This is a genomic window from Streptomyces sp. GQFP (assembly GCF_021545335.1).
Lineage (GTDB): Bacteria > Actinomycetota > Actinomycetes > Streptomycetales > Streptomycetaceae > Streptomyces.
The window spans coordinates 3,183,277-3,208,157 of the sequence record NZ_CP089312.1 but is presented as its reverse complement, the minus strand read 5'-3'; the positions used below and the strand labels follow the sequence as shown (position 1 = coordinate 3,208,157).

At 71.3% G+C, this 24,881-nt stretch carries 22 protein-coding genes and 2 pseudogenes; 13 read left to right on the top strand and 11 right to left on the bottom strand.

The window, feature by feature from the left end; translation table 11 throughout:
- Nucleotides 1-66: 66 nt before the first annotated feature.
- A pseudogene (locus LUX31_RS13960) lies at nt 67-797 on the bottom strand (ATP-binding cassette domain-containing protein); the annotation flags it as partial.
- Between the two features lie 319 nt (nt 798-1,116).
- On the opposite strand from LUX31_RS13960, the gene LUX31_RS13955 reads away from it, so the two are divergent.
- Together LUX31_RS13955 and LUX31_RS13950 are read left to right on the top strand one after the other, a co-directional pair.
- A complete protein-coding gene (locus tag LUX31_RS13955; RefSeq protein ID WP_235475102.1) occupies nt 1,117-1,707 on the top strand; it encodes a sigma-70 family RNA polymerase sigma factor in 591 nt (196 codons plus the stop codon).
- Nucleotides 1,704-2,540, top strand: coding sequence for a DUF1206 domain-containing protein (locus LUX31_RS13950; RefSeq protein ID WP_235475101.1), 837 nt, complete (start codon nt 1,704-1,706; stop codon nt 2,538-2,540). Before LUX31_RS13955 ends, LUX31_RS13950 begins: the two co-directional genes overlap by 4 nt.
- Before the next feature lie 28 nt (nt 2,541-2,568).
- Here the strand turns inward: LUX31_RS13950 and LUX31_RS13945 are convergent, their stop codons facing one another.
- The 4 genes from LUX31_RS13945 to LUX31_RS37875 all read right to left on the bottom strand — a co-directional run bounded on the left by LUX31_RS13945 (nt 2,569) and on the right by LUX31_RS37875 (nt 5,417).
- Nucleotides 2,569-3,285 (bottom strand): GAF and ANTAR domain-containing protein, encoded by a 717-nt coding sequence (locus tag LUX31_RS13945; RefSeq protein WP_235475100.1) that lies wholly within the window; start codon nt 3,283-3,285, stop codon nt 2,569-2,571.
- 78 nt (nt 3,286-3,363) lie between these two features.
- Nucleotides 3,364-4,152 (bottom strand): ANTAR domain-containing protein, encoded by a 789-nt coding sequence (locus LUX31_RS13940; protein ID WP_235475099.1) that lies wholly within the window; start codon nt 4,150-4,152, stop codon nt 3,364-3,366.
- Between the two features lie 40 nt (nt 4,153-4,192).
- Nucleotides 4,193-4,618 (bottom strand): STAS domain-containing protein, encoded by a 426-nt coding sequence (locus tag LUX31_RS13935; protein WP_235475098.1) that lies wholly within the window; start codon nt 4,616-4,618, stop codon nt 4,193-4,195.
- Nucleotides 4,619-4,865: 247 nt separating this feature from the next.
- A complete protein-coding gene (locus LUX31_RS37875; protein ID WP_235475097.1) occupies nt 4,866-5,417 on the bottom strand; it encodes a YceI family protein in 552 nt (183 codons plus the stop codon).
- A 100-nt stretch (nt 5,418-5,517) separates the two neighbouring features.
- Here LUX31_RS37875 and LUX31_RS13925 point away from each other — a divergent pair.
- Nucleotides 5,518-6,178: pseudogene (locus LUX31_RS13925) on the top strand (helix-turn-helix domain-containing protein).
- 152 nt (nt 6,179-6,330) lie between these two features.
- The gene (locus LUX31_RS13920; protein WP_235475096.1) at nt 6,331-7,167 is read left to right on the top strand and encodes an oxidoreductase; all 837 of its coding nucleotides are present in this window, start codon (nt 6,331-6,333) and stop codon (nt 7,165-7,167) included.
- Nucleotides 7,168-7,185: 18 nt separating this feature from the next.
- Here LUX31_RS13920 and LUX31_RS13915 read toward each other — a convergent pair whose 3' ends face one another.
- The gene (locus LUX31_RS13915; protein ID WP_235475095.1) at nt 7,186-8,298 is read right to left on the bottom strand and encodes a pyridoxal-phosphate dependent enzyme; all 1,113 of its coding nucleotides are present in this window, start codon (nt 8,296-8,298) and stop codon (nt 7,186-7,188) included.
- 289 nt (nt 8,299-8,587) lie between these two features.
- Between LUX31_RS13915 and LUX31_RS13910 the strand changes: the two genes are divergently transcribed.
- The 6 genes from LUX31_RS13910 to LUX31_RS13885 all read left to right on the top strand — a co-directional run bounded on the left by LUX31_RS13910 (nt 8,588) and on the right by LUX31_RS13885 (nt 15,271).
- Nucleotides 8,588-9,775 carry a DUF4190 domain-containing protein gene (locus LUX31_RS13910; protein ID WP_235475094.1) on the top strand — a complete coding sequence of 396 codons (1,188 nt, stop codon included), beginning with the start codon at nt 8,588-8,590 and terminating at the stop codon, nt 9,773-9,775.
- Nucleotides 9,776-9,934: 159 nt separating this feature from the next.
- A complete protein-coding gene (locus tag LUX31_RS13905) occupies nt 9,935-10,687 on the top strand; it encodes a GntR family transcriptional regulator (RefSeq protein ID WP_235475093.1) in 753 nt (250 codons plus the stop codon).
- A gap of 326 nt (nt 10,688-11,013) precedes the next feature.
- Complete coding sequence (locus LUX31_RS13900) at nt 11,014-11,196, top strand: SPOR domain-containing protein (protein ID WP_105968232.1); 183 nt, start codon at nt 11,014-11,016, stop codon at nt 11,194-11,196.
- 24 nt (nt 11,197-11,220) lie between these two features.
- Complete coding sequence (locus LUX31_RS13895) at nt 11,221-11,637, top strand: (deoxy)nucleoside triphosphate pyrophosphohydrolase (RefSeq protein WP_235475092.1); 417 nt, start codon at nt 11,221-11,223, stop codon at nt 11,635-11,637.
- A 145-nt stretch (nt 11,638-11,782) separates the two neighbouring features.
- Nucleotides 11,783-12,226, top strand: coding sequence for an ATP-binding protein (locus LUX31_RS13890; RefSeq protein WP_235475091.1), 444 nt, complete (start codon nt 11,783-11,785; stop codon nt 12,224-12,226).
- A gap of 306 nt (nt 12,227-12,532) precedes the next feature.
- Complete coding sequence (locus LUX31_RS13885; RefSeq protein WP_235475090.1) at nt 12,533-15,271, top strand: SpoIIE family protein phosphatase; 2,739 nt, start codon at nt 12,533-12,535, stop codon at nt 15,269-15,271.
- 201 nt (nt 15,272-15,472) lie between these two features.
- On the opposite strand, the gene LUX31_RS13880 is transcribed toward LUX31_RS13885, so the two are convergent.
- Entirely contained in the window at nt 15,473-16,981 is a 1,509-nt protein-coding gene (locus LUX31_RS13880; protein ID WP_235475089.1) for a hypothetical protein, read from the bottom strand.
- Between the two features lie 164 nt (nt 16,982-17,145).
- On the opposite strand from LUX31_RS13880, the gene LUX31_RS13875 reads away from it, so the two are divergent.
- Complete coding sequence (locus LUX31_RS13875; RefSeq protein WP_235475088.1) at nt 17,146-17,451, top strand: hypothetical protein; 306 nt, start codon at nt 17,146-17,148, stop codon at nt 17,449-17,451.
- Nucleotides 17,448-18,473: a phosphotransferase family protein gene (locus LUX31_RS13870; RefSeq protein WP_235475087.1), complete on the top strand. Its 1,026-nt coding sequence runs from the start codon at nt 17,448-17,450 to the stop codon at nt 18,471-18,473. The genes LUX31_RS13875 and LUX31_RS13870 overlap by 4 nt, the downstream gene beginning before the upstream one ends.
- Here LUX31_RS13870 and LUX31_RS13865 read toward each other — a convergent pair.
- From LUX31_RS13865 to LUX31_RS13850, 4 genes are read right to left on the bottom strand one after another with little or no spacing between them, the layout of a single operon-like run.
- Nucleotides 18,448-19,242 (bottom strand): succinate dehydrogenase/fumarate reductase iron-sulfur subunit, encoded by a 795-nt coding sequence (locus tag LUX31_RS13865; protein ID WP_235475086.1) that lies wholly within the window; start codon nt 19,240-19,242, stop codon nt 18,448-18,450. The two genes, LUX31_RS13870 and LUX31_RS13865, sit on opposite strands and share 26 nt — an antisense overlap.
- The gene (locus LUX31_RS13860; protein ID WP_235475085.1) at nt 19,239-21,179 is read right to left on the bottom strand and encodes a fumarate reductase/succinate dehydrogenase flavoprotein subunit; all 1,941 of its coding nucleotides are present in this window, start codon (nt 21,177-21,179) and stop codon (nt 19,239-19,241) included. Before LUX31_RS13860 ends, LUX31_RS13865 begins: the two co-directional genes overlap by 4 nt.
- A 20-nt stretch (nt 21,180-21,199) precedes the next feature.
- Nucleotides 21,200-22,021: a hypothetical protein gene (locus LUX31_RS13855; protein WP_235475084.1), complete on the bottom strand. Its 822-nt coding sequence runs from the start codon at nt 22,019-22,021 to the stop codon at nt 21,200-21,202.
- Nucleotides 22,022-22,041: 20 nt separating this feature from the next.
- On the bottom strand, nt 22,042-22,332 hold the full coding sequence (locus LUX31_RS13850; RefSeq protein ID WP_235475083.1) for a hypothetical protein: 291 nt from the start codon (nt 22,330-22,332) through the stop codon (nt 22,042-22,044).
- Between the two features lie 285 nt (nt 22,333-22,617).
- Between LUX31_RS13850 and LUX31_RS13845 the strand changes: the two genes are divergently transcribed.
- Complete coding sequence (locus tag LUX31_RS13845) at nt 22,618-24,861, top strand: ABC transporter family substrate-binding protein (RefSeq protein WP_235475082.1); 2,244 nt, start codon at nt 22,618-22,620, stop codon at nt 24,859-24,861.
- The last annotated feature ends 20 nt before the right edge of the window (nt 24,862-24,881 follow it).

Genomic DNA, 24,881 nt, shown 5'->3' with positions numbered 1-24,881 from the left:
CGCCGGCGTACGCCGAGGTGAGGCCCTGCACGGCGTGGACGGCGTGGACGGCGTGCAGGACGACGCTCACCGCACCTGTCGGCGTACGAAGTGGTGGAACAACCCCGTGGTGTCGGCGAGGAGTTCGTCCGGCGGCCCCGACTGGACGATGTGGCCTTCCGACAGGACGATCACCCGGTCGGCCTCCATGATCGTGGACAGCCGGTGGGCGATGACCACGCGGGTCGCCCGCAGGGCCGCGCGGGTGCTCTCGGTCACGATCCGCTGCGTGTGGTTGTCCAGGGCGCTGGTCGCCTCGTCCAGGAAGAGGATCCGCGGCCGCCGGATCAGGGCCTGCGCGATCATCAGGCGCTGTCGCTGTCCGGCCGAGAACGTGCTCCTGTTGTCCGACAGGACTCTGTGTGCAGTCCCATGGGCAGTTGGGCGATGTCGTCGGCGAGGCCGGCCATCCGGGCCGCTTCCCGCACCTCGTCCAGGGAGTACGCCTCCGCGCCGCGGATGTTGGACAGGACCGTGCCGGTGAACGGCTGCGCGTGCAGGAGGACGACGCCGCACTGGCGGCGTACGGCGGTGAGGTCGAGCGCGGCCAGATCCTGGCCGTCGTAGTGGACCGAGCCGGTCTCGGGTGCGGCGAAGCTGAGGAGGAGGCGCAGCAGGGTCGACTTTCCGCAGCCGCTCGGGCCGACGACGGCCACGAATTCGCCGGGGCGGACCCGCAGGGTGACGTCGTCGAGGACGGGTGGTCCGTCGGGGGAGTAGCGGAAGGTGGCGCCGCGTACGTCGATGGCACCGGTCAACGCGTGGTGTGTTCCGGCGGGATACCGGCGGCGAGTGAAGCCGTACCGTGCACGCCAGTCCTCGCCGAGCCCCCTGGACAGGCGGCAGGTCGCCATCCGGCCATCGGCGGAGCACGCGGGCGTCGGCCTGATCCTGTTCGGTTTCGGGGCTCCGTGGCGTGGTGGCGGGCGCTGTTTGAAAGAGGGCTGTCCGGGGACTCGGCCGACGTGCTTCGGACCGGAGGCACGCCTGTGGGAGCAGCTGTTGCCGCTCCCTTGTGCGCAGCGGTCCGCCGGCTCCCACGGTGGGTGACGCCACCGATGAGGGAGAAACGTGTCGATGCCGGACGTACGGACGCAGGGTTCACGAGGCGCGCACCGATACGACGGCGCGCCCGACACCGCTGCGGTGTTCCGCCGTATCGCCGCGCTGCCGGACAGCCCGGAGAGGTCCGTGCTGCGGCAGGAGATGGTGTGTGCCTGGACGCCGATGGCCCTGCGCCTGGCCCGGCGTTTCCGCCATCGCGGCGAGACCTTCGAGGACCTCAGGCAGGTGGCCCAGTCGGGCCTGGTCAAGGCGGTGTGCCGCTTCGATCCCGGCCACGGCACCGCCTTCCCGGACTTTGCCGTACCGACGATCCTCGCCGAGGTGAAGTGGCACTTCCGCGACGACCTCCGGGAGAGCCTCGCCCCCGTGCCCGCGGACGCCCTGGCCGTCGATCGTGAGGCGCTCCGCCCGCTGCTGCGGGCCCTGCCCGAAGGCGACCGGCGGATTCTGTACATGCGGTTCTTCTGCGAGATGACACAGGCTCGCATCGGCCTGCAGCTCGGTGTCTCGCAGACGCACGTCTCCCGTCTGATCGCCCGTATCCGGGCCCGCCTGCACGACCAGGTGACGGCCGACACCCACGCTCTGAGGAGGCCGTCGTGACGACATCCCGGATGCCCGGGCGGCATCGGGCCGCCAGGCCCGGTACCAGTGATTCCGCGGAGGAGCAGACCCTGACCGCCGCCGGACAGGCGGGCTTCGCCGCGCGAGGCGTGGTGTACGTCCTGGTCGGTGTGCTGGCCGTCCGGATCGCCCTCGGCAGCGGCGACGAGTCGGCGGACCGCCAGGGCGCGCTGGCCCAGATCGCGGAGCAGCCCTTCGGCAAGGCGATGCTGTGGGCACTGGTCGTCGGGTTCGGCTGCATGGCGTTGTGGCGGGGCTCCCGCGCGGTCCTCGGCAGGGGGCCCCGGCGCAAGGCGGCCTCGCGCGTGCTTGACGGCGGACGGGCGCTCTTCTACGCCGCCGTCTGCTGGGCCACAGCGGTGTACGCGGCCGGCGGCGGCCAGGGTTCCAGCGGCAACGAGCAGTCGCAGGACTGGACGGCGTCGGCGCTCGAACTGCCCTACGGGCGGGTGCTGGTGGGTGCCGCGGGCTGCCTCCTGATCGGCATCGGCGGGGTACTCGCCGTCCGCGCGGCCCTGCGGCGCTTCCTGCGGCAGCTGGACACCGGCGCCATGAGCCACCGTACGAAGCAGGTGGTCACCGCCCTGGGTGTCGGCGGCGGTGTGGCACGTGGTGCGGTGTTCGCCGCGGCCGGGGTCTTCATCCTGGCGGCAGCAGTCCGCTTCGACCCGCAGGAGGCCAAGGGCGTGGACGCCACACTCCGCAGCTTCACGCAGACACCGGTGGGGCCATGGCTCCTGGTCGCCGTCGCGGTCGGGCTGATCCTCTTCGGTGTCTTCTCCTTCGCCTCGGCCCGCTGGCGCCGCCTGTAGAACGGCCCGGCCCGCCGCGGCCGTCGGGTCAGACCGCCAGGCCGGGAAGGGGTTCGGAGTTGTCGATGAAGGCGCGGGCCACATCGGACAGCCGGCGGTTGTGCGCACGGGCGTAGGTGCGCAGGGCGGTGAACGCCTGCTCCATGTCGATGCTCTGGCGTTCGGCGAGTTTCCCCTTGGCCTGTTCGATCAGCACACGGCTGTTCAGGGCGTTCTGCAACTGTTCGTTGAGGACGGTGCTGCGGTGTGCGGAGCGCTGCTGGAGCAGGCTGATGGTGGCGACGTCGGCCAGGGCCTGGGCGACCAGTGTGCCGACCGGGTCGAAGGGGCCGGGGGCGGCGTGGAAGAGGTTCAGGGCACCGACGGTCTCGTCCCGCAGCCGCATGGGCAGGGCCTGGACGGCCCCGAAGCCGCTGCGGTGGGCCGCCGCGACGAAGCGCGGCCAGCGGCCGATCTCCCGGGTCAGGTCGGTGACCGCCACGGGTGCGCCGCTGCGGAAGCATTCGAGGCAGGGGCCCTCGTCGTTCTGGAGCTGGAAGAGTTCCAGCAGGCGCACCCGTTCGTCGGAGGCGGCCATGACGCGCAGTTCGCCGTCGCGGTCGGCGAGCAGTACGCCCGCGGCGCTCGCGTCGAGCATGCCCACGCAGCGGTCGGTCAGCAGGCGCAGGAAGTCGATGAGGTCGAAGTCGGCGACCAGGTTGTCGGCCAGTTCGACGAAGGTCTTGGCCAGGAGCTGCTGATTCATCGTGACACCCTCGATTGAGACTAGTCCCGTCGGAAGCGGGCGGGAAGCACAGCACGTTCATCGGCCGGCACCGGTGCATCAGGTTTCCCCATCGGTCTGTCGGGGTTCGGTGTCGGGTGAGAAACGGAGCCGGCGGGCCACCACGTCGGCGGCCACGTCGGCGAGCCGTCGCCCCTGCGCGTATGCGTGGGCGCGGAGCCGGACGAAGGCTTCGTCGATACCGACGCCAAGCTGGACGGTGAGGATGCCGGTGGCCTGGTCGATCTCCGCCCGGTATCCGCCCAGGTTCTCGGCGTCCCGGTCCTTCGGCGCTCTGTCGACCGGTGCGCCCGTCTCCTCGATCCGCGCGTCGAGCAGGAGCAGGGTCGCGAGATCGGCGAACGCCTGTGCGTCGGCCAGCTCCTCGGCGTCCAGCACGGTCGGTACGTCCGCGTACAGGTCCAGGACTCCCGGGCTGATCGCCCCGATCTGCAGGGGGAGTGCGAAGACCGCGCGTGCCCCGGCCTCCAGGGCCGCGTCGGCGAACACGGTCCAGCGGTCCTGCGCTTCGCCGGCCAGCAGATCGGGCACCAGGACGGCGGAACCGTGGGTGAAGGCGTCCACACACGGTCCCTCGCCCAGGGTGAGCTGGAGTTCCTCCAGTTGCTCGCTGATGTCGTCGGTGCTGCACAGCGGATGGCTCGCCGCGGTCCGGGACATCGCCGACACCCCGGCCCCGCGGACCGGCAGGGCAGCCACCGCCGCCGTGCACACATCCGCCACACCGACCCGGGCACCACGCAGCGCCGCCTGCCCGGCGGCCAGCACCTGGATCCTGGCCGACCGGCTGCCGGGCATCACCCGGGCCACCGGGGCCACCGGGGCCACCGGGGCCAGTCATCGTGCGCGAGTCCTTCCGGCCGGGCCGTCATCGCACCTCGCGCGGGAGGGCGGAGGCGAGGGGAACAGGCCGGGGCGGCGGGGTTTGGGTCGCCGGGGTGGGGACACCTTCGAGAAGAGGCGGCAACTGCCCGAACGGAATTCCGAGGACCAGGAACCCGGAGCCGGTGAGTTCGAGCACGAGGGCCAGCATCGGTGGCGGGTTGTGCAGTCGCAGGGCTCCGCCTGTCTCCGTGGTCCGCTGGGCGGCGTGCAGGAAGGCGTTGAGGCCGCTGCAGTCGCAGAAGGTGACGGGGGTGAGGTCGATGTCGATGGTGCGTATGCCGTCGCGCAGACAGTCCGCCAGTACCGCGCGCACCAGCGGCGCCGATTCCAGGTCGATCTCACCGGCCAGGGTGACCAGCGCCCGTTCCCTTCGGTCATGTCGGTAGACGGTGAGCTGTGGAGTGGGCATGACGCCTCGGTTCACGGGGCTGTCCGGCAGCGCACGCGGTGACGCCGGAAGTCCCGGCCCTCCGGGCGCGCTCGCGACAGGGGCATACGTTCGAAGAAGGCGGAGGAACGCCGGTCCGGCAGTCTGTACGACAGGAGAGTGGACCCGCCCAGTTCCCTCCAGGGATGCGCCGGGTGACGGACGGAAGATCCGCCCCCGCAGCCATCTGTATCAAGGAACTACAAGCCGCCGGGGTCTGGGACGTCCTTCACGCAGCATAGCCCTCCGCCCGCTCCGACGGACGGCCGGAAGCCGCCGATTCCCGGGGTGTGGACGGTGTCGTCGAACAGTGACCGGCCGTCAGCCGTCCGCGCCCTCCGGTCCGATGAACTGCATGTCCAGGTGGATCTTGACCGCGTCGCTGAGGAGCCCGGTGCCGAAGTCCAGGCCGTAGTCGCTGCGGCGGATCTCGCCGGTCGCCTCGAAGCCGGCGTGGTTCCGCTGGTCCAGGGGGGAAGACCGCCACCCCGCCCACTTCGACGGCGAACGTGATCGGGCGGGTCACGTCCCCGATGGTCAGGTCTCCCTCCATCGTCCAGCCCTCGTCCGCCCCGGACACACGGGTCGAACGGAACGACATCGTCGGGCGCTTCGCCACGTCGAGCAGGTCGGCCGAGCGGGTGTGCGCGTCGCGGTCGGGGTTGCCGGTGTCGATGGAGACGAGGGGGTCGAGTTCCCGGTCGCCGGGGGAGAGAGGCAGCTCGGCGAGGGAGGAAGTGACGGAAGTGGCAGTGGTGTTCGTGGAGTTGTCGTCGCTCATGGCCTCAGCGTGTGGGCCCCGTGCCGGGAGAGGGAGACCGGGCGAAGGGCGGTAGTGGCAGGGCCATCCTCCGCGGCGGCTCCGGTTGTACGTTCGACAGGTGAGCGCCAACGAGTTGGGCACCTTCCTGCGCACCCGCCGTGAGGCAGTCACCCCCGTCGAGGTGGGGCTGCCCCCAGGCGACCGCCGTCGTACGCCGGGGCTGCGCCGGGCCGAGCTGGCCACCCTCGCCGGTATCAGCGTCGAGTACCTCACCCGGCTCGAACAGGGCCGCGACCGCAACCAACTGGATGGGCGACATCGTGGCGCACACCGAGGGCTACGAGCGGTACGCCCGCCCGCTGGGCCTGCTCGACGGGGATCCGCCCAACGTCCTGCGGTACCTGTTCACCTTCACCGACGACCGGGCCCGCGCGGTCTACCCCGGATGGGACCGGCAGGCCGACGAACAGATCGCCCACCTGCGCGACGAGACCTCGCTGAACGACCTCCATGTGACCGCCCTGGCCGAGGAACTCGCGGCGGCCGGGGCGCCGTTCAGGGACCGTCTCACCGCCGTTCCGGTCACGCCCGCCCGGTTCGGGACCGAGCTGGTGGATCACCCGGAGGCGGGGCGACCGCGTCTGTCGTACGAGACGCTCGTACTCCGCGACGAGGGCCGGCGCCTGGTGGTGCACATCCCGGCCGACGAGGTCACGGCGACCGCTCTCGACCGCCTCAACGGCCGCAGGCCCGGAGCGCTGCGGGCGGTGAGCGGCTGAACCCCGGTCGGCGCCTCGCCGACCAGGGACTTTATTCGGCCCTGTGAAGGCGTACGCCACCCTGCGGAAGCCGCGCTCCCTCTAGGCTGCTCCCCGAGCTTCTGAACAGTCGGGGCAGTGAGCGGACAGCGGTCTACGGGAGGGCTGACCTCATGAGCAGGGTCTGGTTCATCACCGGTGCGAGCAGTGGCTTCGGGCGGGCCGTCGCCGAGGCGGCGGTCGCCGCGGGCGATGTGGTCGTCGGTGCCGCACGGCGTACGGGCGCCTTGGACGGCTTTGTGGCCGCCCATCCCAAACAGGTCCAGGCACTGCGCCTGGACGTCACCGACCTGACCGCGATCCGGACCGCCGTGGAGGACACGGTCGCCTGGCACGGGCGGATCGACGTGCTCGTCAACAACGCGGGGCGTACGCACGTCGGTGCCTTCGAGGAGACCACCGACGCCGAACTCCGTGCCCTGTTCGACCTGCATGTGTTCGGGCCCGCCGCGCTCGTACGGGCCGTGCTGCCGCACATGCGGCAACGGGGCTCGGGCACGATCGTGCAGATGAGCAGCGTGGGCGGGCAGCTGTCCACGCCGGGCTTCGGGGCGTACAGCGGAACGAAGTTCGCGCTGGAGGGCATGTCCGAGGCGCTCGCGGCGGAGGTCCGCGGGTTCGGGATCAAGGTGTTGATCGTCGAACCGGGGGCCTTCAGGACCGAGTTGTTCGACAGCGGCCGGGCGGGCACCAGCCGGGACCTCGGCGCCTACACCGGTACGGTCGGCGCGACCCGCCGCATGGTCGCCGAGAACGACGGCGCCCAGCCCGGCGACCCGGCGAAGGCGGCGGCCCTGATCCTCGCCGCCGTCGACGCCGAAGAGGCCCCGCTGCGCCTGCCCCTCGGCGACGACGCGGTCACCGCCGTACTCGACCATCTGGACGGCGTACGGGGTGATGTCGCCGGCTGGGAGAAGCGGACGCGGGCGACGGCGTTCGACGACGTCTGAGGCCGCTCGCGGCGGACATCAGGCGGGCGCCAGGCCCGTCTTGAGCCCCGCTCCGCACAACGGCACCACCGCCGTCCGCGCCCCGAGCGCCCCCTCCCGTACCGCCGCCCAGCAGGCCACGCCGGTCGACTCCACGTACAGGCCCTGTGACGCCAAGTCCCTTTGCGCGTGCCGGATCTGATCCTCCGTCACGGTGAGGAACGTGCCGCCCGAGTCGCGTACCGCGCGCAGGATCTGGCGGGCGCGGGGCGGGTCGGGGATCGCGATGCCCTCCGCGAGCGTGGGGGAGGGCGGGGGCGGGGCGCTGCCGGTCAGATCGGTGGCGCCCTCGGCCCAGGCGTGCGCCAGTGGGGCGACCGCGGCGGCCTGGACGGCGTACAGGGCGGGGCGCCGGTCGATGAGGCCGGCCCCGTGCAGCTCGGCGACGGCGAGGGCCGCGCCCAGCAGCAGGGTGCCGTTGCCGACCGGGACGACGAGCACCTCGGGGAGCCGGCCGCCCATGTCCTCCCACAGCTCGTGGACGTACGTCTTCGTGCCGTGCAGGAAGTACGGGTTGTAGACGTGGGAGGCGTAGAAGGTGCCCGGGGCGTCGGCCGCCGTACGGGCCGCTGCCGCGGTGGCGGCCCGGTTGCCGTCGACGACGTGGACCCTGGCCCCGTGTGCCTCGATCTGCTCCAGTTTCTTCGCGGAGGTGCCGTCGGGGACGTACACCGTGCAGGGGAGGCGGGCGCGGGCGCAGTAGGCGGCGATCGCGGTGCCCGCGTTGCCGCTGCTGTCGGCGATGACCTGATGCGGGTTCAGCCGGAGGGCGAGTTCGGCGAGGAGTACGGCGCCGCGGTCCTTGAAGGAGAGGGTCGGCATCAGGAAGTCGAGCTTTGCGGAGATGCCGTCGCGGAGTTCGACGAGAGGGGTGCGGCCCTCACCGAGGGTTGTGGTGGGGGTGGGGAGGGGGAGGGTTTCGGCGTAGCGCCAGAGGGAGTTCACTCTGCCGGTGAGGGATTTGAGGGAGGCGGGGGTGGGGGCGAAGTCGAGGTCCAGGGGGCCTTGGCAGAGGGGGCAGCGCCAGGTGAGGGTGCCTGCGGGGACGCGGGTGCCGTCCGTGGGGCAGTAACAGTCCGGCAGTGGGCTCATGCACGCAGAGTAGTTGCGAGTCCGCCCGCTTTTGTCTCGCCCCCGCCGCCCCTACCCGTCCCATCCTCGGGGGCGCTGCCCCCGGACCCCCTTTGTCCTCAATCGCCGGACGGGCTGACTACCCAGCCCGTCCGGCGATTGAGGACGAGGCCGTTCAGGCCGACAGCGGGGGTCTGGGGGCGGCAGCCCCCAGGGATGGGAACGGGTAGGGGCGGCGGGGGCGAAACTCCCCTAACATGCGCCAAGTCGTACGTCAGTTCCCACCACCCCGACGAGGAGCCCCCCGCTCGTGGCCATACCCCCGCCCCCTGGACCCGGCCAGCCGCAGCAACCCCAGTACCCCCAGGGGCCCTACTCCCCGTACCAGGGCTACCCCCAAGCCCCTTACGCCCCTTGGGCCCAGGGCTACTCCCCGTACAACCAGCCCGCCCCCGTCAACGGCGTAGCCATCGCCTCCCTCGTCCTCGGCATCCTCTGCTTCCTGCCCGCCCTCGGCCTCGTCCTCGGCATCGTCGCCCTCGTGCAGATCCGCAAGAAGGGCGAGCGCGGCAAGGGCATGGCGATCGCAGGCTCCGTGCTGTCGACCGTCGGACTCGCCCTCTGGGCGCTGCTCCTCGGCACCGGAGGCCTCTCCGACGCCTGGGACGGTTTCAAGGACGCAGCCGAGGACAGCAACAGCACCTTCTCCCTCGCCAAGGGCGACTGCTTCAACTCCCTGGACGGCTCCCTGGAGGGCTACGCGTACGACGTCGACACCGTGCCCTGCTCCGCCGCCCACGACGGCGAGGTCTTCGCCAGTTTCCAGCTCCCGTCCGGCTCCTACCCGGGCGACGACCGCGTCACCGAGATCGCCGACGACAAGTGCTATGCCCTTGAGGACAGTTACGCGATGGACACCTGGGCCGTGCCGGACGACGTCGACGTCTACTACCTCACCCCGACCAGCCAGAGCTGGCGCCTCGGCGACCACGAGGTCACCTGCGTCTTCGGCAGCGTCGAGACGGACGGCACCCTCACCGGCTCCCTGCGCAACGACGCCACGACGCTCGACGCCGACCAGCTGACGTATCTGAAGGCGGCCCAGGTCCTCAACACGGCGATGGACGCGGAGCCCGTGGAGGAGTACGTCGAGGACGACCTGCCGGGCCACAAGGAGTGGGCGGGGCAGATGACGGACGCGCTCGACGAGCAGATCGGCCTGCTCACCGAACACCGGTTCGCCGCCCCGGCCTCGCCCAGCGTCACCGCGCTCGTGAAGGACCTGCGCAGCGCGCGCGTGGAGTGGGCGAAGGCGGCCGTTGCCACCGACGTGGACACTTTCTACGACCACTACGACACCGGCTACTCGCTGCTCGACGCCGACCGCACGGTCACCGCGCGCAAGGGGCTGGGGCTCGCGACGACCCCGCCCGAGTACGAGTACGACCCGGAGGGCACCGGCGAGGACACCGGCGGGGACACCGGCATCGATGTGTGACGACGGCCGGAGCGGGGAGAACGCGCCTGCGCAGGCACTCGTCCCATGCCTCCCGGCCACGCATGTCATCACATCGAGTGATTCCCTGGCCTTTGCTTGCATGTCGCAACCCATGGTTGCCAGGCTGTCGCTGTCTGTACAACCTGATGGGAGCGGCCCGTGACATTCGGTGAGCAGCCGGCCTACCTGCGTGTCGCGGGTGATCTACGACAGAAGATCGTCGACGGTTCGCTGCCACCGCACACCCGCCTCCCCTCCCAGGCCAGGATCCGGGAGGAGTACGGCGTCTCGGACACGGTCGCGCTGGAGGCGCGCAAGGTGCTGATGGCCGAGGGGCTCGTCGAGGGCCGCTCCGGGTCGGGGACGTACGTGCGCGAGCGTCCCGTGCCGCGCCGGATCGCCCGCTCCGGCTTCCGGCCGGACGGCGGTGCGACACCGTTCCGGCAGGAGCAGTCCGACGCGGAGGCGCGCGGCACCTGGGAGTCCAGCAGCGCGCAGACCGAGGCGAGCGGTGCCATCGCCGAGCGGCTCAGTCTGCTGCCCGGCGACCGCGTGATGTGCACGAAGTACGTCTTCCGGGACGCCGGCGAGGTGATGATGCTCTCCACCTCCTGGGAGCCCCTCGCGGTCACCGGTCGTACGCCGGTGATGCTGCCCGAGGAGGGCCCGCTCGGCGGGATGGGCGTCGTCGAGCGCATGGCGGCCATCGACGTGATCGTGGACAACGTCACGGAGGAGGTCGGCGCCCGCCCCGGCCTCGCCGAGGAACTGCAGGCCCTGGGCGGTGTCCCCGGGCATGTGGTGCTCGTCGTGCACCGCACCTACTACGCCTCGGGGCGCCCGGTCGAGACGGCCGACGTCGTGATCCCCGCGGACCGCTACCAGGTCGCGTACCACCTGCCAGTGAAGTAGCCCACACGCAGGGGCGGTTGACTTCTCGAACGCTCCCCTCTTCACCGCTGCCCCGCCAACCACCGCCACCCACCGGGCCGTTGGATTCTGGCCGTTCTCGCAGGTCGCCCCGTGGGGCACGGTGTGCCGCTGACCGGACACACCGTGCCCTTTCGACGGCGCGTTCGATGTCGTGCGCCCCCTGGGCCCTGGCCGGTTGCGTACCTCTTTGTGAAATTCCGTATTCGGTGCGTAAAGGTTAGGCGTAGGCTCGGGCATATGCGGATTGCGGTTTCCTTAGCGGGCGGGGCGCGGCGCAAGCCGGGGGCGGGAAGTGGAGGGGCTCCATGAGCGACGGGACGATCACTCTTCCCTGGCTCGTCATAAGGCAGGACGACAACGGCAATCGCTACCGCGTGGGCCGGTACGCGACCCGTGCGGAAGCCCAGAAGATCGCCGACAGCCTCGACGACCGCGGCCACAAGCAGCTGTACTGGGTCGAGCGGATCGGGCAGAACGGAACCAGGTGACCCCGCTCCCGTAGGCTCCGGCCTATGACGGAACGGACACATCCGACCGCGCGGATCGTCGTGGTCGGCGCCGCCCTGCTGCGCGACGGACGCCTCCTCGCCGCCCGCCGCAGCGCGCCCCCCGAACTGGCCGGCCGCTGGGAACTGCCCGGCGGCAAGGTCGAACCCGGTGAGGCGCCCGAGGACGCCCTCGTGCGCGAACTGCGCGAGGAGCTGGGTGTCGACGCGGAACCCGTCGAGCGCATCCCGGGGGAGTGGCCCCTGAAACCGCCGTACGTCCTGTGGGTCTGGACCGTGCGGCTCCCGGCCGGTTCGGCCGAGCCGAAGCCCCTCCAGGACCACGACGAACTGCGCTGGCTGACCCCGGCCGAGATCTGGGACGTGGACTGGCTGGATCAGGACGTACCGGCGGTCCGGGAAGCGGTCGCCCGGCTGGGCTGAGCCGGCAGGGGCGCCGCCGAGGGTATGGCAGGAGTGGGCGGTGCCGAAGGCTCCCGGTGCGCACGCCCCGTACGCCGTTCGTGCCACAGTGCGCCCTCGGAGGCGGTACTGGGCCGTGAATATCGGGTATGTGCCCATTAACCCCATGAAACCGGACATGGGTGGGTCGCTGGCCTGGGAAGTGATCGGCGTGATCGACACCGAAGGCGACTGCGCCGAGTGGAGCTTTCCCGCGGAGCCCGGCGCCGTGCGCGGAGCCCGTGTGGTCGTGCGCGGACAGTTGCGCGACTGGGGGCTCGACGCCCTCGGTGACATCGCCGCCCTGCTGGTCAGCGAGCTGGTGACCAACTCCCTGAGGCATGCCACGGGCCCCATCGGTGTACGGCTGGTGCGGCCCGCCGGGATCTCCGCCACGCTCCTGGTCGAGGTGTCCGACCCGCTGCCCGACCTGCCCTGCGAGCGTGCGGCCCGGCCCGACGAGGAGGGTGGCCGGGGGCTCCAGCTGGTCGCCCGCTCCGCCAGCCGCTGGGGCACCCGCCCCGCCGACGCGGGCAAGACGGTGTGGTTCGAGCTGTCGGTACCGGGCTGAGCGAGGGTGGAGCGGACCCGTGCACGGAGAGCGACGAACCGTGCGCCGGTGCGAACATCGGCTGTACGCCCGCCCCTGAGCTGTCGACCTTGTGGTTCAGGCCACTGGCAGTTGTCGTCGATCGGGGTTCGACGGGTGCTCCCCTGGTTAGAAGACTGGGAGTGTTGTCGCGGGCCGGTCCGAAAAGCATCGGGATCGGCCTGTGATCGTGAACACCGTGTTGTGGGGCGCCGTAGTGCTGGATACTGCGGGCAGCCGCCCCCGGTGACCGGTGCCGGACGCGGTGAGCTGGAGGGGACGGTTCGCGTGAGCGAGATACCAGCGAAGGCCACGGAGTCCAAGGACCCGTCGGGCGGCGCGAGTGCGGGGGTCGTGGGTGATGCCGCGGCCGGTGCGCCACGTCGTGCGACGGGTGTCAGGAGTTCCGCGGGCGGTGACGCGATACGCGATGCGACACGTGAAACCACGCGTGGCACCATGGGCGGGCCGGTGCGCGATGCGACACGTGACACCGCGCAGGACTACGCGCGTGACGTGACAGGTGACCCCATGTGGCAGAGCAGCCCGCCCGGCTCGATCTACGACTACATCAAGGTGGCGTCGTTCTCCATCGGCCCCGACGGCCTTGTCGACCAGTGGAGCCTGCGCGCCGAGAAGATCTTCGGCATCCCCGCCGGGCGGGCCGTGGGCATGGACCCCATCGATGCCTTCATCGACCCCGATCTGCGCGAGCGCGGCCAGCGGAAGATGGCGGAGATCCTCGACGGCCGGGAGTGGACCGGCGTCGTGCCGTTCCGCGTCCGCGAGTCCGGGCCGGGTGAGGACGGCCCGCGGGAGGGCCTCGCCGAGGTCTATGTGATGCCGACGCGGACGGAGGAGGGCGAGAAGGCCGCCGTCTGCATCGTTGTCGATGTCCGGACGCTGCGTCAGATCGAGACCGACCTCGCCGCTTCGCAGGCGATATTCGGACAATCTCCGTTCGGCTTTCTGCTCATCGACACCGATCTCCGGATCCGGCGCGCCAACCAGCGCTTCGCCTCGGTCTACGGCGGCATGGTCGACGACCACCGGGGCCGCGGTGTCCACGACTACCTGCGCTCTCCCGAGGCCGAGCGGGTCTCCGCGACGCTGCGCCGGGTCCTGGAGACCGGCGACTCGATAACGGACATGCACATCACCGGCTTCGTGCCCGGCTCCGACGAGCGCCGGCACTGGTCGGTCAACCTGTACCGCGTGCACAGCGGCACCGGCCGTCCCATCGGTGTCGCCTGGCTCGCCCTCGACATCACCGCCCGTCGCGCCGCCGCCCGCGAGGCCGCCGCCGCGCGGCGCAATCTCGCCCTTCTGAACGAGGCCGGCTCCCGCATCGGGAACTCGTTGGACCTGGAAACGACCGCGCGCGAACTCCTCGACGTCGTCGTCCCCGGCTTCTGCGACCTCGCGACCGTCGACCTGTACCAGGGTCTGCTGGCCGGCGACGAGACCCCGCCCGGGCTCGCCGACGGCAGCGCCGAACTCCGCCGCGTCGCCTACGCCAGCGCCGTCTCCGACGCGCCCTTCGCGGGCGGCAAGGCACCCGTCGCCGTCGGCGCCGTGCACCACTTCCCGTTCAACTCGCCCTGCGCGGACGCCCTGCGCACCGCCCGCCCCCAACTCGTCCCCGCCGAGGACAACGGCGCCATCCAGTCCACCCTGGCCGTCCCGATGGTCGCCCACGACACCGTCGTGGGCCTCGCCCAGTTCTCCCGTACGAAGGGCAGCGAGCCGTTCGGGGAGCGGGACCGGGCGCTGGCCTGGGAGTTGGCCGCACGGGCGGCCGTCTGTATCGACAACGCCCGCCTGTACCGGCGCGAGCACGAACGGGCCCTGATCCTCCAGCGGTCGCTCCTGCCCCCGGGAGACCCGGAGGCCTCCGGCCTGGACATCGCCTGCCGTTACCTCCCCGGCAACGCGGCCACCGAGGTCGGCGGCGACTGGTTCGACGTCATCGAACTCCCCGGCAACCGCACCGCGTTGGTGGTCGGCGACGTGATGGGACGGGGGCTGCGCGCCGCCGTAGCCATGGGTGAACTCCGTACGGCGGTCCGCACCTTGGCCCTGCTCGACCTCGAACCGGCGGAGGTCCTCTCCGCGTTGGACGAGATCGCGCGCGGCCTGGGCACCCCCGGCGGCGTCCAGCAGGCCACCCGTGCCGCCCGCCAGCCCCGCGACGCCGACCTCTCCGAGGTGTACCTCGCGACCTGCATCTACGCGGTCTACGACTCGGTGACCCGCAGGTGCACCTTCGCCAACGCCGGCCATCTGCCGCCCGTCCTCCTCGAACCGGGCGAGGACGCGCTGATGCTCGACGTGCCGCCGGGCATGCCGCTCGGCGTCGGCGGGGAGCCGTTCGAGGAGGTCGAGGTCGAACTCCCCGAAGGCTCCCTCTTGGCGCTCTACACGGATGGACTGGTCGAATCCCGCGACCACCCCCTCGACGAGGGCCTGCAAGCATTCGTGGGCGCCCTCAGCGACCCCTCCCAGCCGCTGGAGGACGTCTGCGACCACGTCCTCAACACCCTCGACACCCACCACGGCGAGGACGACATCGCCCTGCTGATGGCACGTGTCCAAGGGCTGCCCGCCGATTCCGTCGGCGACTGGACCCTGCCGCGCGAACCGCGCAGCGTGGGCCGCGCCCGTGAGTACACCCGCACGCAGCTCACCGCGTGGGGCCTCGAACCCCTCATCGACACCACGGAGTTGCTGGTCAGCGAGCTGGTCACCAACGCGCTGCGCTACGGCGAGGGCGAGATCAGGCTCCGCCTGCTCCTCGACCGGATGCTGGTGTGCGAGGTCTGGGACGCGGGCCTGGTCCAGCCGCGTCGCCGCCGCGCGCGCGACACGGACGAGGGTGGACGCGGCCTCCAGCTGGTGGGCCTGCTCAGCGCGGCGTGGGGCTCCCGCAGGACCCCCCGGGGGAAGACGGTGTGGTTCGAGTTGCCGCTCCCCGACGGGGGGACGGTCCTCGCGGACCCGGCGGAGGCGCTGCTGAGTCTGTTCTGACGGACAGACTCGCTCTTACGGAGTTCACGGGGAGTTCTTACGGGGCGCTGGGCGGGGTGCTCGCGCTGGGCCGAGCGCCCACTGTCCTGCCTCGGTGTGTCGTCGTGCGGCTGCGGGGCCGTCGTGGCTGGTCGCGCCCACGCGGCGGAGCCGCATATCGACACAGCCCCGCGCCCCTTCGGGCCGCGCCCCTGTGGGGCGCTATCCCCGTCGTGCCCGTGTTGCCGGGCCGCCGAACGAACCCGGTGCGCCGCCCGTCAGCGCCTCGGCCTTCGCGTCCGGTAGGTCGCCGAGGAGGATTCCGCCGAGGACTGCGCCGGCGACGCCGTTCGTGTGTTCGGGGCGGCCGCCGTACGGGTTTCCGTGGGCGCGGATGTCCCGTTCGGCCAGTTCTCGGGCCTGGCGGGCGAAGGTGTCGGCCTCTGCCGGGTCCCGGTCCAGCAGGCGGCGGGCCTCCGCCAGGCGGGTCCGGGCCTCGGCGGCCACCGCGCCCCGGTGTGTGCCGACCAGGCCGTCCGCGTCGGCGGTGGTCCCGCGCGCGACGAGCCGGACGGCGCAGGGGACCGTCCCGAGGGGTGCGGACACCTCCGTGACCCGGCGCAGGGCCTCCAGGGGGTCGTAGGGCCCGGCGGCGGCCTCTTCCCGTACGACGGCCAGCGTGGCCTCGGCGCGCCGGACATGCCCCTCCAGCGCACCGACGGGCTCGTCCGCCGCCGTACCCGCCGCCAGCCGCTCCCGTGCCTCCACGACCGCCGCCTCCGCATCGTCCAGGGCCTCCGGCAGTGCCTGTGCGGCGGCGGCCAGTGCGGACGCGAGGCGGTCGACGCCGTCCACGAACACCTCGGCCTGGGCGATCGCGCCCTCGGCGGCGCGCAGATGCAGCACGGCCCGGTCCGTCTCGCCCAAGTCGGCGGACTGGCGGGCCCTGTTGAGCCCGGTCGTGGCGAACACCAGCCGGTCCTTGGCCTGTTCGACCTGGCTTGAGACGGAGAAGGACGCGGTGGGCGCGTACCGCTCACCGAGGTCGGCCAGGGTCGACCCGGCGGCTCCCGTACGGCCGTTCAGCTCCCGGAAGCGCACCTCGGCGTGTCTCAGGGCGCCGCTCATGTCCTGTTCCAGGGCGCGCAGTTGGTCGAAGCCGGCGGCCTCCGCGTCCAGCCGCCGGCCCGCGTCCACACACCGCGCGACGATCTCGTCGAGGATGTCCCGGGAGGCGTCCGTCGGGTTGTCGTCGTACGTCTGGCGCAGCTGGAAGGCGGCCGACAGCTCGGCCTCGGCATAGCGCACGGCCTCCGTGAAGGGCGCGACCGCCTCGGCCCCGAACAGCCCCTCCACGAAGCCGAGTTCCTCACGGCTGGTGCGTACGCAGTCGTCGGCCGTGACCAGCGACCTGCGGGCCTGCCGGTCGAGTTCCGGGGCCGGGGGCGGGAGTTGGGCGGGCCCGGCGCCGGCGGTCGCGGGCGTGTGGGTCCGGGCCCGGCGTCTGCGGCGGGCGTAGGTGTACGCGGCCACCGCGGTCGCCGTGCCCGCCGCCACGAGGGGCAGGACGAGATCGCCGGTGGAGGTCTCGTCCTCCTGGGCCGCGGTCCCGCGCGCGCTGCCGACCGCCGACACGGGAACCTCGTGGTCCGAGTGGTCCGCCGTCACTCCGGGCAGCACCAGCCACATCACCCCGATCGCCCCGCCCAGCGCGGTGTGCGCCAGACGCACGGGTATGTGGGACGCGGCTCGCCGTGGCCGGCCCCTGGTAAGGGAGGGCGTCACATTTGCGAGCGTATGGGGATGATCGCGGTATCGCGACCGGGGTGGGGCAGGAGTGGCGGAACAGGGGCAGTGGGTAGGGTTTGCGGAGACGTGTTCGAAGGGGGCGGGGGATGAACGGGTACCTGGTGGCGACGGCCGCATCGGTGCTGGGCGGCATGGTCGTGTGCGGCGTGGTGGCGGTCGCCACCGGATGGCTGCTGCCGTGGTTGCGGCGCCGGACCCTGCGGCCCGCCCTGTGGGGCTACGGAACGGTTCTCTTCGCCGCGGGCCTGCTCCTGAGCATGTCGTACGGGGCGTTTGACGTGTTCGACGGCTCCCCGGCCCTCATCGACGCCGCCTTTGTCTCCAGCGTGCTGATGATCGGGACGGGCGGCTACCTCCAGGTGCTGTCCACCCGCCCGCTCCTCGCCTCATGACCGGCACGCCCCGCAGGGAACTCACCGCCGCCGACCTAGCCCCCCTCACCCGCGCCGCCCTCGGCCGGAACCGTTCGCTGACCGGCGTCACCCGGGTGCGCGGCGGCAGCAAGAAGGGCGTCTACCGGCTCGCCCTCGACGACGGCACGACGGCGATCGCGTATGTCTGGTCGCCGGACGAGGACCTCTGGGACGCGGGCCCCGTCGACCACCGCGACCCCCTCGCCCACGCCACCGGCCTCGACCTGTTCACGGCGTGCCACGACCGCCTCGCGGCCGTCGGCGTCCGCACCCCGCGCCTCCTGTACGCCGACCCCGCGCACAACCACCTCCCGGCGGACGCGGCGGTCGTCGAGGACGTACGGGGGCACCCGGGCGGCGGCGACCTGGAGGTGCTCCTGGAGCGCGACCCGGAGACCGGCGCCCAGGTACTGGACCGGCTCGCGGACCTGCTCGGCGTACTGCACGGCACCACCGGACCCCGCCTCGGCAAGGTCGGCCTCGTCGACAAGGGCGGGGTGTCGTACGGGAGTTCGTGCGAGCAGATCCTCACGGACCGGGCGCTGCACGACCTCGACGACCTCGTCGTACGACAGCCACGAGCCGCCGCCCTGCACGGCGAACTGGCGGCCCTCGTACGGCACTTGGCGGCCGAGGTCCGCCCCCACACCGGCCCGCTCTCCCTCATCCACGGCGAACTCGGCCCCGATCATGTCCTGGTGACCCCGGACGGCGAACCTGCGCTCATCGACATCGAGGGTCTGCTGTACTTCGATGCGGAGTGGGAGCACGTGTTCCTGCGCCAGCGGTTCGGGACGCTGTACCGAAGCCTGGCTGCTCCGGACCTCGATCCGAACCGACTACGCCTCTACCGGCTCGCCATGCACCTCTCTCTGGCCACGGGCCCGCTGCGACTCCTCGACGTGGGCGCGTTCCCGGACCCCGCCTTCATGCGCGAGATCGCCGAGCACAGCCTCGAACAGATCATCAACCTGCTCATGAGCCCGCGCCGCGCCTCCTGATCTTCGAGCCCAGCCACACCAGCGGGTCGTACTTGCGGTCAACGGCCCGTTCCTTCAGGGGAATCAGCGCGTTGTCCGTGATGTGGATGCCCTCCGGGCACACCTCCGTGCAGCACTTGGTGATGTTGCAGTAGCCGAGGCCGTGTTCGTCCTGGGCGGTCTTCTTGCGGTCCAGGCCGGACTCCGCCGCCGCGTCCAGGGGGTGCATGTCGAGTTCCGCGACGCGCATCAGGAAACGCGGGCCCGCGAAGGCCGGCTTGTTCTCCTCGTGGTCGCGGACCACATGGCAGGTGTCCTGGCACAGGAAGCACTCGATGCACTTGCGGAACTCCTGCGGCCGGTCCACGTCCTCCTGCATCATCCGGTACTCACCGGGGCCCAGTCCGTCCGGCGGCACGAAGGACGGCACCTCGCGGGCCTTCGTGTAGTTGAAGCCGACGTCGGTGACGAGGTCCCGGACAACGGGGAAGGCCCGCAAGGGAGTTACGGTGATCGTCTCCTCGCGGCTGAACACCGACATCCGGGTCATGCACAGCAGCCGGGGACGGCCGTTGATCTCCGCCGAGCACGAACCGCACTTGCCCGCCTTGCAGTTCCAGCGGACGGCGAGGTCGGGGGCCTGGGTCGCCTGGAGCCGGTGGATGATGTCGAGGACGACCTCGCCGTCGTTCACCTCGACCGCGAAGTCCTTCAGCCCACCGCCCTTCACATCGCCGCGCCACACCCTGAAGCGGGCCTCGTAGCTGCTGCTCACTGCGCTGGTGCTCACTCGTAAAGCTCCTCGTCGGTGAGGTACTTGACCAGCTCCTCTTTCTCGAAGAGGGCGAGCAGGTCGGGGCGGACGGGTTCGGTGGTCTCGCGGGTGAGGGCGACCAGGCCGCTCACCGGGTCCGTGGCAGCCAACCCGGCGGCGGGATCAGCGAGTTGGCACAGCAGGTTCACGTTGCGCCACTCGCGGTCCATCGTCGGATGGTCCTCACGGGTGTGGCCGCCGCGCGACTCGGTGCGCTCCAGCGCCGCCCGGGCCACGCACTCGCTGACCAGCAGCATGTTCCGCAGGTCGAGGGCGAGATGCCAGCCCGGGTTGAACTGGCGGTGGCCCTCGACGCCGGCCCGGTGGGCCCGTACCCGCAGCTCGGCCAGCTTCTCCAGCGCCTGCGCCATCTCGCCCTCGCGGCGGATGATGCCGACCAGGTCGTTCATGGTCTGCTGGAGTTCCTGGTGGAGGGTGTACGGGTTCTCCACCGGGCGTCCCTCGTCCTTGCCGGGGGTCGGGCTCTCCGCGGAGAAGGGGCGCAGGGCCTCGGCCGCCGCCTCGTCGATCTGGGGGTCGTCCACGCGCGGACGGGCGGCGAGCGTGTTGGCGTACTCGGCCGCGTGCAGTCCGGCCCGGCGGCCGAACACCAGCAGGTCGGAGAGGGAGTTGCCGCCGAGCCGGTTGGAGCCGTGCATCCCGCCCGCGACCTCACCGGCCGCGAAGAGGCCCTGGACGTTGCGCGCCGCCGCGGTGTCGGACTCGACCGCGATCCCGCCCATCACGTAGTGGCAGGTGGGCCCGACCTCCATCGCCTCGGCGGTGATGTCGACGTCCGCCAGTTCCTTGAACTGGTGGTACATGGACGGCAGTCGGCGCCGGATCACCTCGGCGGGCATGCGCGTCGACACGTCGAGGAAGACACCGCCGTGCGGGGAGCCACGGCCCGCCTTGACCTCGGAGTTGATGGCGCGGGCCACCTCGTCGCGGGGGAGCAGTTCGGGGGGCCGGCGGTTGTTGTCCGCGTCCTCGTACCAGCGGTCGCCCTCGGCCTCCGACTCGGCGTACTTCTCCTTGAAGACGTCCGGGATGTAGTCGAACATGAAGCGTTTTCCGGCTGAGTTGCGCAGTACACCGCCGTCGCCGCGGACCGACTCCGTTACGAGGATGCCCTTGACCGACGGGGGCCAGACCATGCCCGTCGGATGGAACTGCACGAACTCCATGTTCAGCAGCGGCGCCCCGGCGAGCAGCGCCAGCGCGTGGCCGTCGCCCGTGTACTCCCACGAGTTCGACGTCACCTTGAAGGACTTGCCGATACCGCCGGTCGCGATGACGACGGACGGGGCTTCGAGGACGAAGAAACGGCCGGTCTCACGCTCGTACGCGAAGACACCGGAGACCCGGCTGCCGTCCTTCAACACGCGGGTGACCGTGCACTCCTGGAAGACCTTCAGCCGGGACTCGTAGTCGCCGGTCTCCTTCTTGTCCTGCTGCTGGAGGGAGACGATCTTCTGCTGGAGGGTGCGGATGAGCTCCAGGCCCGTGCGGTCGCCGACGTGCGCGAGGCGCGGGTACTCGTGGCCGCCGAAGTTGCGCTGGGAGATCCGGCCGTCCTTCGTACGGTCGAAGAGGGCGCCCCAGGTCTCCAACTCCCAGACCCGGTCCGGGGCTTCCTGCGCGTGCAGCTCCGCCATCCGCCACTGGTTGAGGAACTTGCCGCCGCGCATGGTGTCGCGGAAGTGGACCTGCCAGTTGTCGTGGCTGTTGACGTTGGCCATGGCGGCGGCGATCCCGCCCTCGGCCATCACCGTGTGCGCCTTGCCGAAGAGGGACTTGCAGATCACCGCCGTACGGGCGCCCCGCTCGCGTGCCTCGATGGCGGCGCGCAGTCCCGCGCCGCCCGCGCCGACCACGACAACGTCCCATTCCTGCCGGTCGACCACGGACATCAGAAGCTGTTCCTTTTCCTCTAGAAGATGGTCGGATCATCGAAAGCGCCGGAGGCGACCAGGTACACATAGAAGTCGGCGAGCGCCACGCTCACCAACGACGCCCAGGCGAGCAGCATGTGACGGTCATTCAGCTTCCCGACCCACTGCCAGGCGCGGTAGCGCACGGGATGCTTGGAGAAGTGCTTGAGCTTGCCGCCGACGATGTGCCGGCACGAGTGGCAGGAGAGCGTGTACGCCCAGATCAGCGTGATGTTGAGCAGGAAGACCAGTGAACCGAGGCCCATGTGGCCCCAGTTGTAGTGCTCGTCGCGGAAGGCCAGGACCGTGTCGTAGGTGAGGATCCCGGCGACCACGAGGGCCGCGTAGAAGAAGTACCGGTGCATGTTCTGGAAGACCAGCGGGAAGCGGGTCTCACCCGTGTACTTCTTGTGCGGTTCCGCGACCGCGCAGGCCGGCGGGCTCGCCCAGAAGCCCCGGTAGTAGGCCTTGCGGTAGTAGTAGCAGGTCAGGCGGAAGCCCAGCGGGAAGATCAGGATGATGATCGCGGGGGAGATGCCCCACCAGGCGCCGAAGAGGTCGGCGTTGGGGCCGTGCCGCATGGGCGCGCAGTTGTCCGCCAGACAGGGCGAGTAGAACGGCGAGACGTACGGGGCCGCGTAGTAGTCGGCGTTCGCGAACGCCCGCCAGGTCGAGTACACGATGAACGCCAGCAGACCGGCCGCCGTGGCGGCGGGCGCCAGCCACCAGCGGTCGGTCCGCAGGTGCGGGGCGTCGATGGCGGCGCGTGTACGGGTGCGTACACCGCCGCTCTGAGGATGGGGTTCCGTATCGGTGGCCAAGGAGAACTCCGGTCGGATTCTCAGGGGGCGTGACGGTCGTGGGCGCCGAGTCCTTCGTCGTCCGAGTCCGTCCAGAGGGCGTTGTCGTACGGGGTGTCGGGGATCGTCACGAGGTCGGGGCGCCGGGGCTGTGCGAGCCCGGGGGCGGCCTCGCGGAGCAGCGCGAGGCTTTCGCGCAGGTGGTTGGCGTCGCTGCGGAGGCGGCGAAGTTCCAGGCCGCCCTTGCCGATCTGCTGTTCCAGGCGGCCCATGGAGCGGAACAGGTCGTCGAGACAGCGCTGGATGGACGTCAGTTCGTCGTTCACGGACATGACGTGACCTCACTTCCGTAGGCCGGGGCCTTGGACGGCAACGTTCATGCGCCTGCGAGTGTTGCGCGTCACACCTGTCGGTGGGAAGGGATGTGCACCGATTGGCCGAGGCGTATGGGTGCATCCCGCGGTGCGCTGCGCCGCACGGGTGGGCTTCCCGGCTGTCGTCGCCGTGTCGCCGTCCGTTGCCGAACCCTTTCCTCTTCAGTGGCCGGATACATGCGATCAGCTCCATATACCGCCAAAAGTGATCATAACGCCCGCGGCCCTCGGAGGTAAGCAGAGATGTCTCACCACGGCGTCGGACTGCGCGCGGTCACGCGCTCGGTCGCCTTTCTCACCGCCGGCGTGCTCGCCGTGCCCCTGCTCACCGCGTGCGGCGGTGACGAGGACCAGGCGAGCAAGCCGCTCGCCGGGCAGGACATCGCCCCCGCCGCCCGCTCCCTGCTCACCGACGGCGGCACTCTGCGCTGGGCCGTGGACTCCGTACCGGAGACCCTCAACACCTTCCAGGCGGACGCCGACGCCACGACCACCCGGGTCGCGCAGGCCGTGCTGCCGTCGATGTTCCGGCTCGACGCGAACGGGCGGCCGGTGCGCAACGCCGACTTCCTGGAGTCCGCGAAGGTCGTCGACACCGAGCCCCGCCAGGTCGTCCTCTACAAGCTGCACCAGCAGGCCGTCTGGAGCGACGGCCGGGAGATCGGCGCCGCCGACTTCGCCGCCCAGTGGCGTGCTCTGTCCGGCAAGAACTCGGCGTACTGGACCGCCCGCAACGCCGGGTACGACCGCATCGCGAAGGTGCAGCGCGGGGCGAACGATCTCGAAGTCAAGGTGACCTTCAGCCGTCCCTACGCCGATTGGAAGTCGCTCTTCTCGCCGCTGTACCCCAAGGAGGTCATGGGGACCCCGGACTCCTTCAACGACGGGGCGAGGCGAAAGCTCAAGGTCACCGCGGGGCCGTTCAACCTCAAGAAGATCGCCAAGGCCGACGGTGATGTCGTTCTCGTGCGCAGTCCGCGCTGGTGGGGGCGTACCCCCCGGCTCGACAGCATCGTGCTGCACTCCGTACCGCGCGACAAGCGCGCCGAGGCGCTCGCCGCGGGCAAGGTCGACGTCGCCGAGATCGACCCCGCCGAGGCCGAGCGCATCGTGCTTGCCGCGCGCGGCAAGTCGACCCCGCTCCAGGGCCCCGGCGCCGCGCGCACCCCGGCCCGCGCCCTGCGTTCCTGGGCCCTCGCGCACGGCTCCGACGAGGAGGCCGCCGACGCGGAGATCATCGCCCGGAGCGCGCAGCGCAAGGCGGACGCCAAGTACAAGGAGCAGCAGCGGTCGCTCAGCGGGTTCGAGGTGCGCAAGTCCCTCGAACCCGCCTACACCCAGCTCGCCCTCAACGGCGCCGACGGCCCCCTCGCCGACGAGCGGGTGCGCCGCGCCGTCGCCCGGGCGCTGGACCGCGAGGAGCTGGCCGGCCTCGTACTCAAGCCGCTGGGGCTGCCCGCCGTGCCGGTCGGCAGTCATCTCGCGCTCTCCGGACAGGCCGCCTACGCCGACAACAGCGGCGCGCTCGGCGGCCAGGACACCGACGAGGCCGAGGCCCTCCTCGCCGACGCCGGCTGGGTGCAGGGCGGCCCGCTCGGCAAGCCGAAGAAGGTCGCCGGGGGCGAGGGGAAGAAGGCCGGCGCGACGTCCACCGCCTCCCCGAAGGCCAGCGAGAGCGCCGGTGACGAGGACGGGAACTACATCGTCGGCGACGACGACAAGCCGTACGGCGAGCCCGTCCGCGAGGACCACCAGGACCCGCTGGACCACCAGAAGCAGCAGGACGGGTCGGGGAAGACGAACCTCGCCCAGGACGGCAAGCAGTCCCTCCACAAGCACCCGGACCAGGGCGGTGCGCCCGCCGGTGCCTACGCGCCCAAGGGCACGCCCGCTCCCGCCGGGGCCGCCGCCGGGGCGCTCGCGAAGGACGGCAAGCCGCTGACCCTGCGGTTCGTGCTGCCCTCGGGGCCCGGCTCCGCCACGCTGCGTGCCGTGGGCGACCGGATCGCGCGGATGCTGGACCGGGTCGGCATCCGTACCGCCGTCACCAAGGTGTCCGACGACAGCTACTTCAAGGACCACATCGCCTCCGGGCAGTACGACCTGGCCCTGTACTCGTGGCCCGCGTCCGCCTTCCCCGCCACCGACGCCCGGCCCATCTACGCCAAGCCCGTGCCCGCCGCCGACGGGTCGCTCAACGTCGAGCAGAACTACACCCGCGTCGGCACCGACCAGGTCGACCAGCTCTTCGACCAGGCCATCGCCACCCTCGACGAGGGCAAGTCCGCCTCGCTGGTCCGGAAGGCCGACGCCCGGATCTGGGCGGCCGGCGGGTCGATCCCCCTCTTCCAGCGGCCCCAGCTCCTGGCCGTGAAGAAGAACGTCGCCAACCTGGGAGCCTTCGGTTTCCAGACGCCCGTCTACGAGGACATGGGCTTCCTCAAGAAGGGCGTCACGCCGGGCAGCAAGGCCTCGCCCCGACCGTGACGGTCGCCTCACCCGGACGG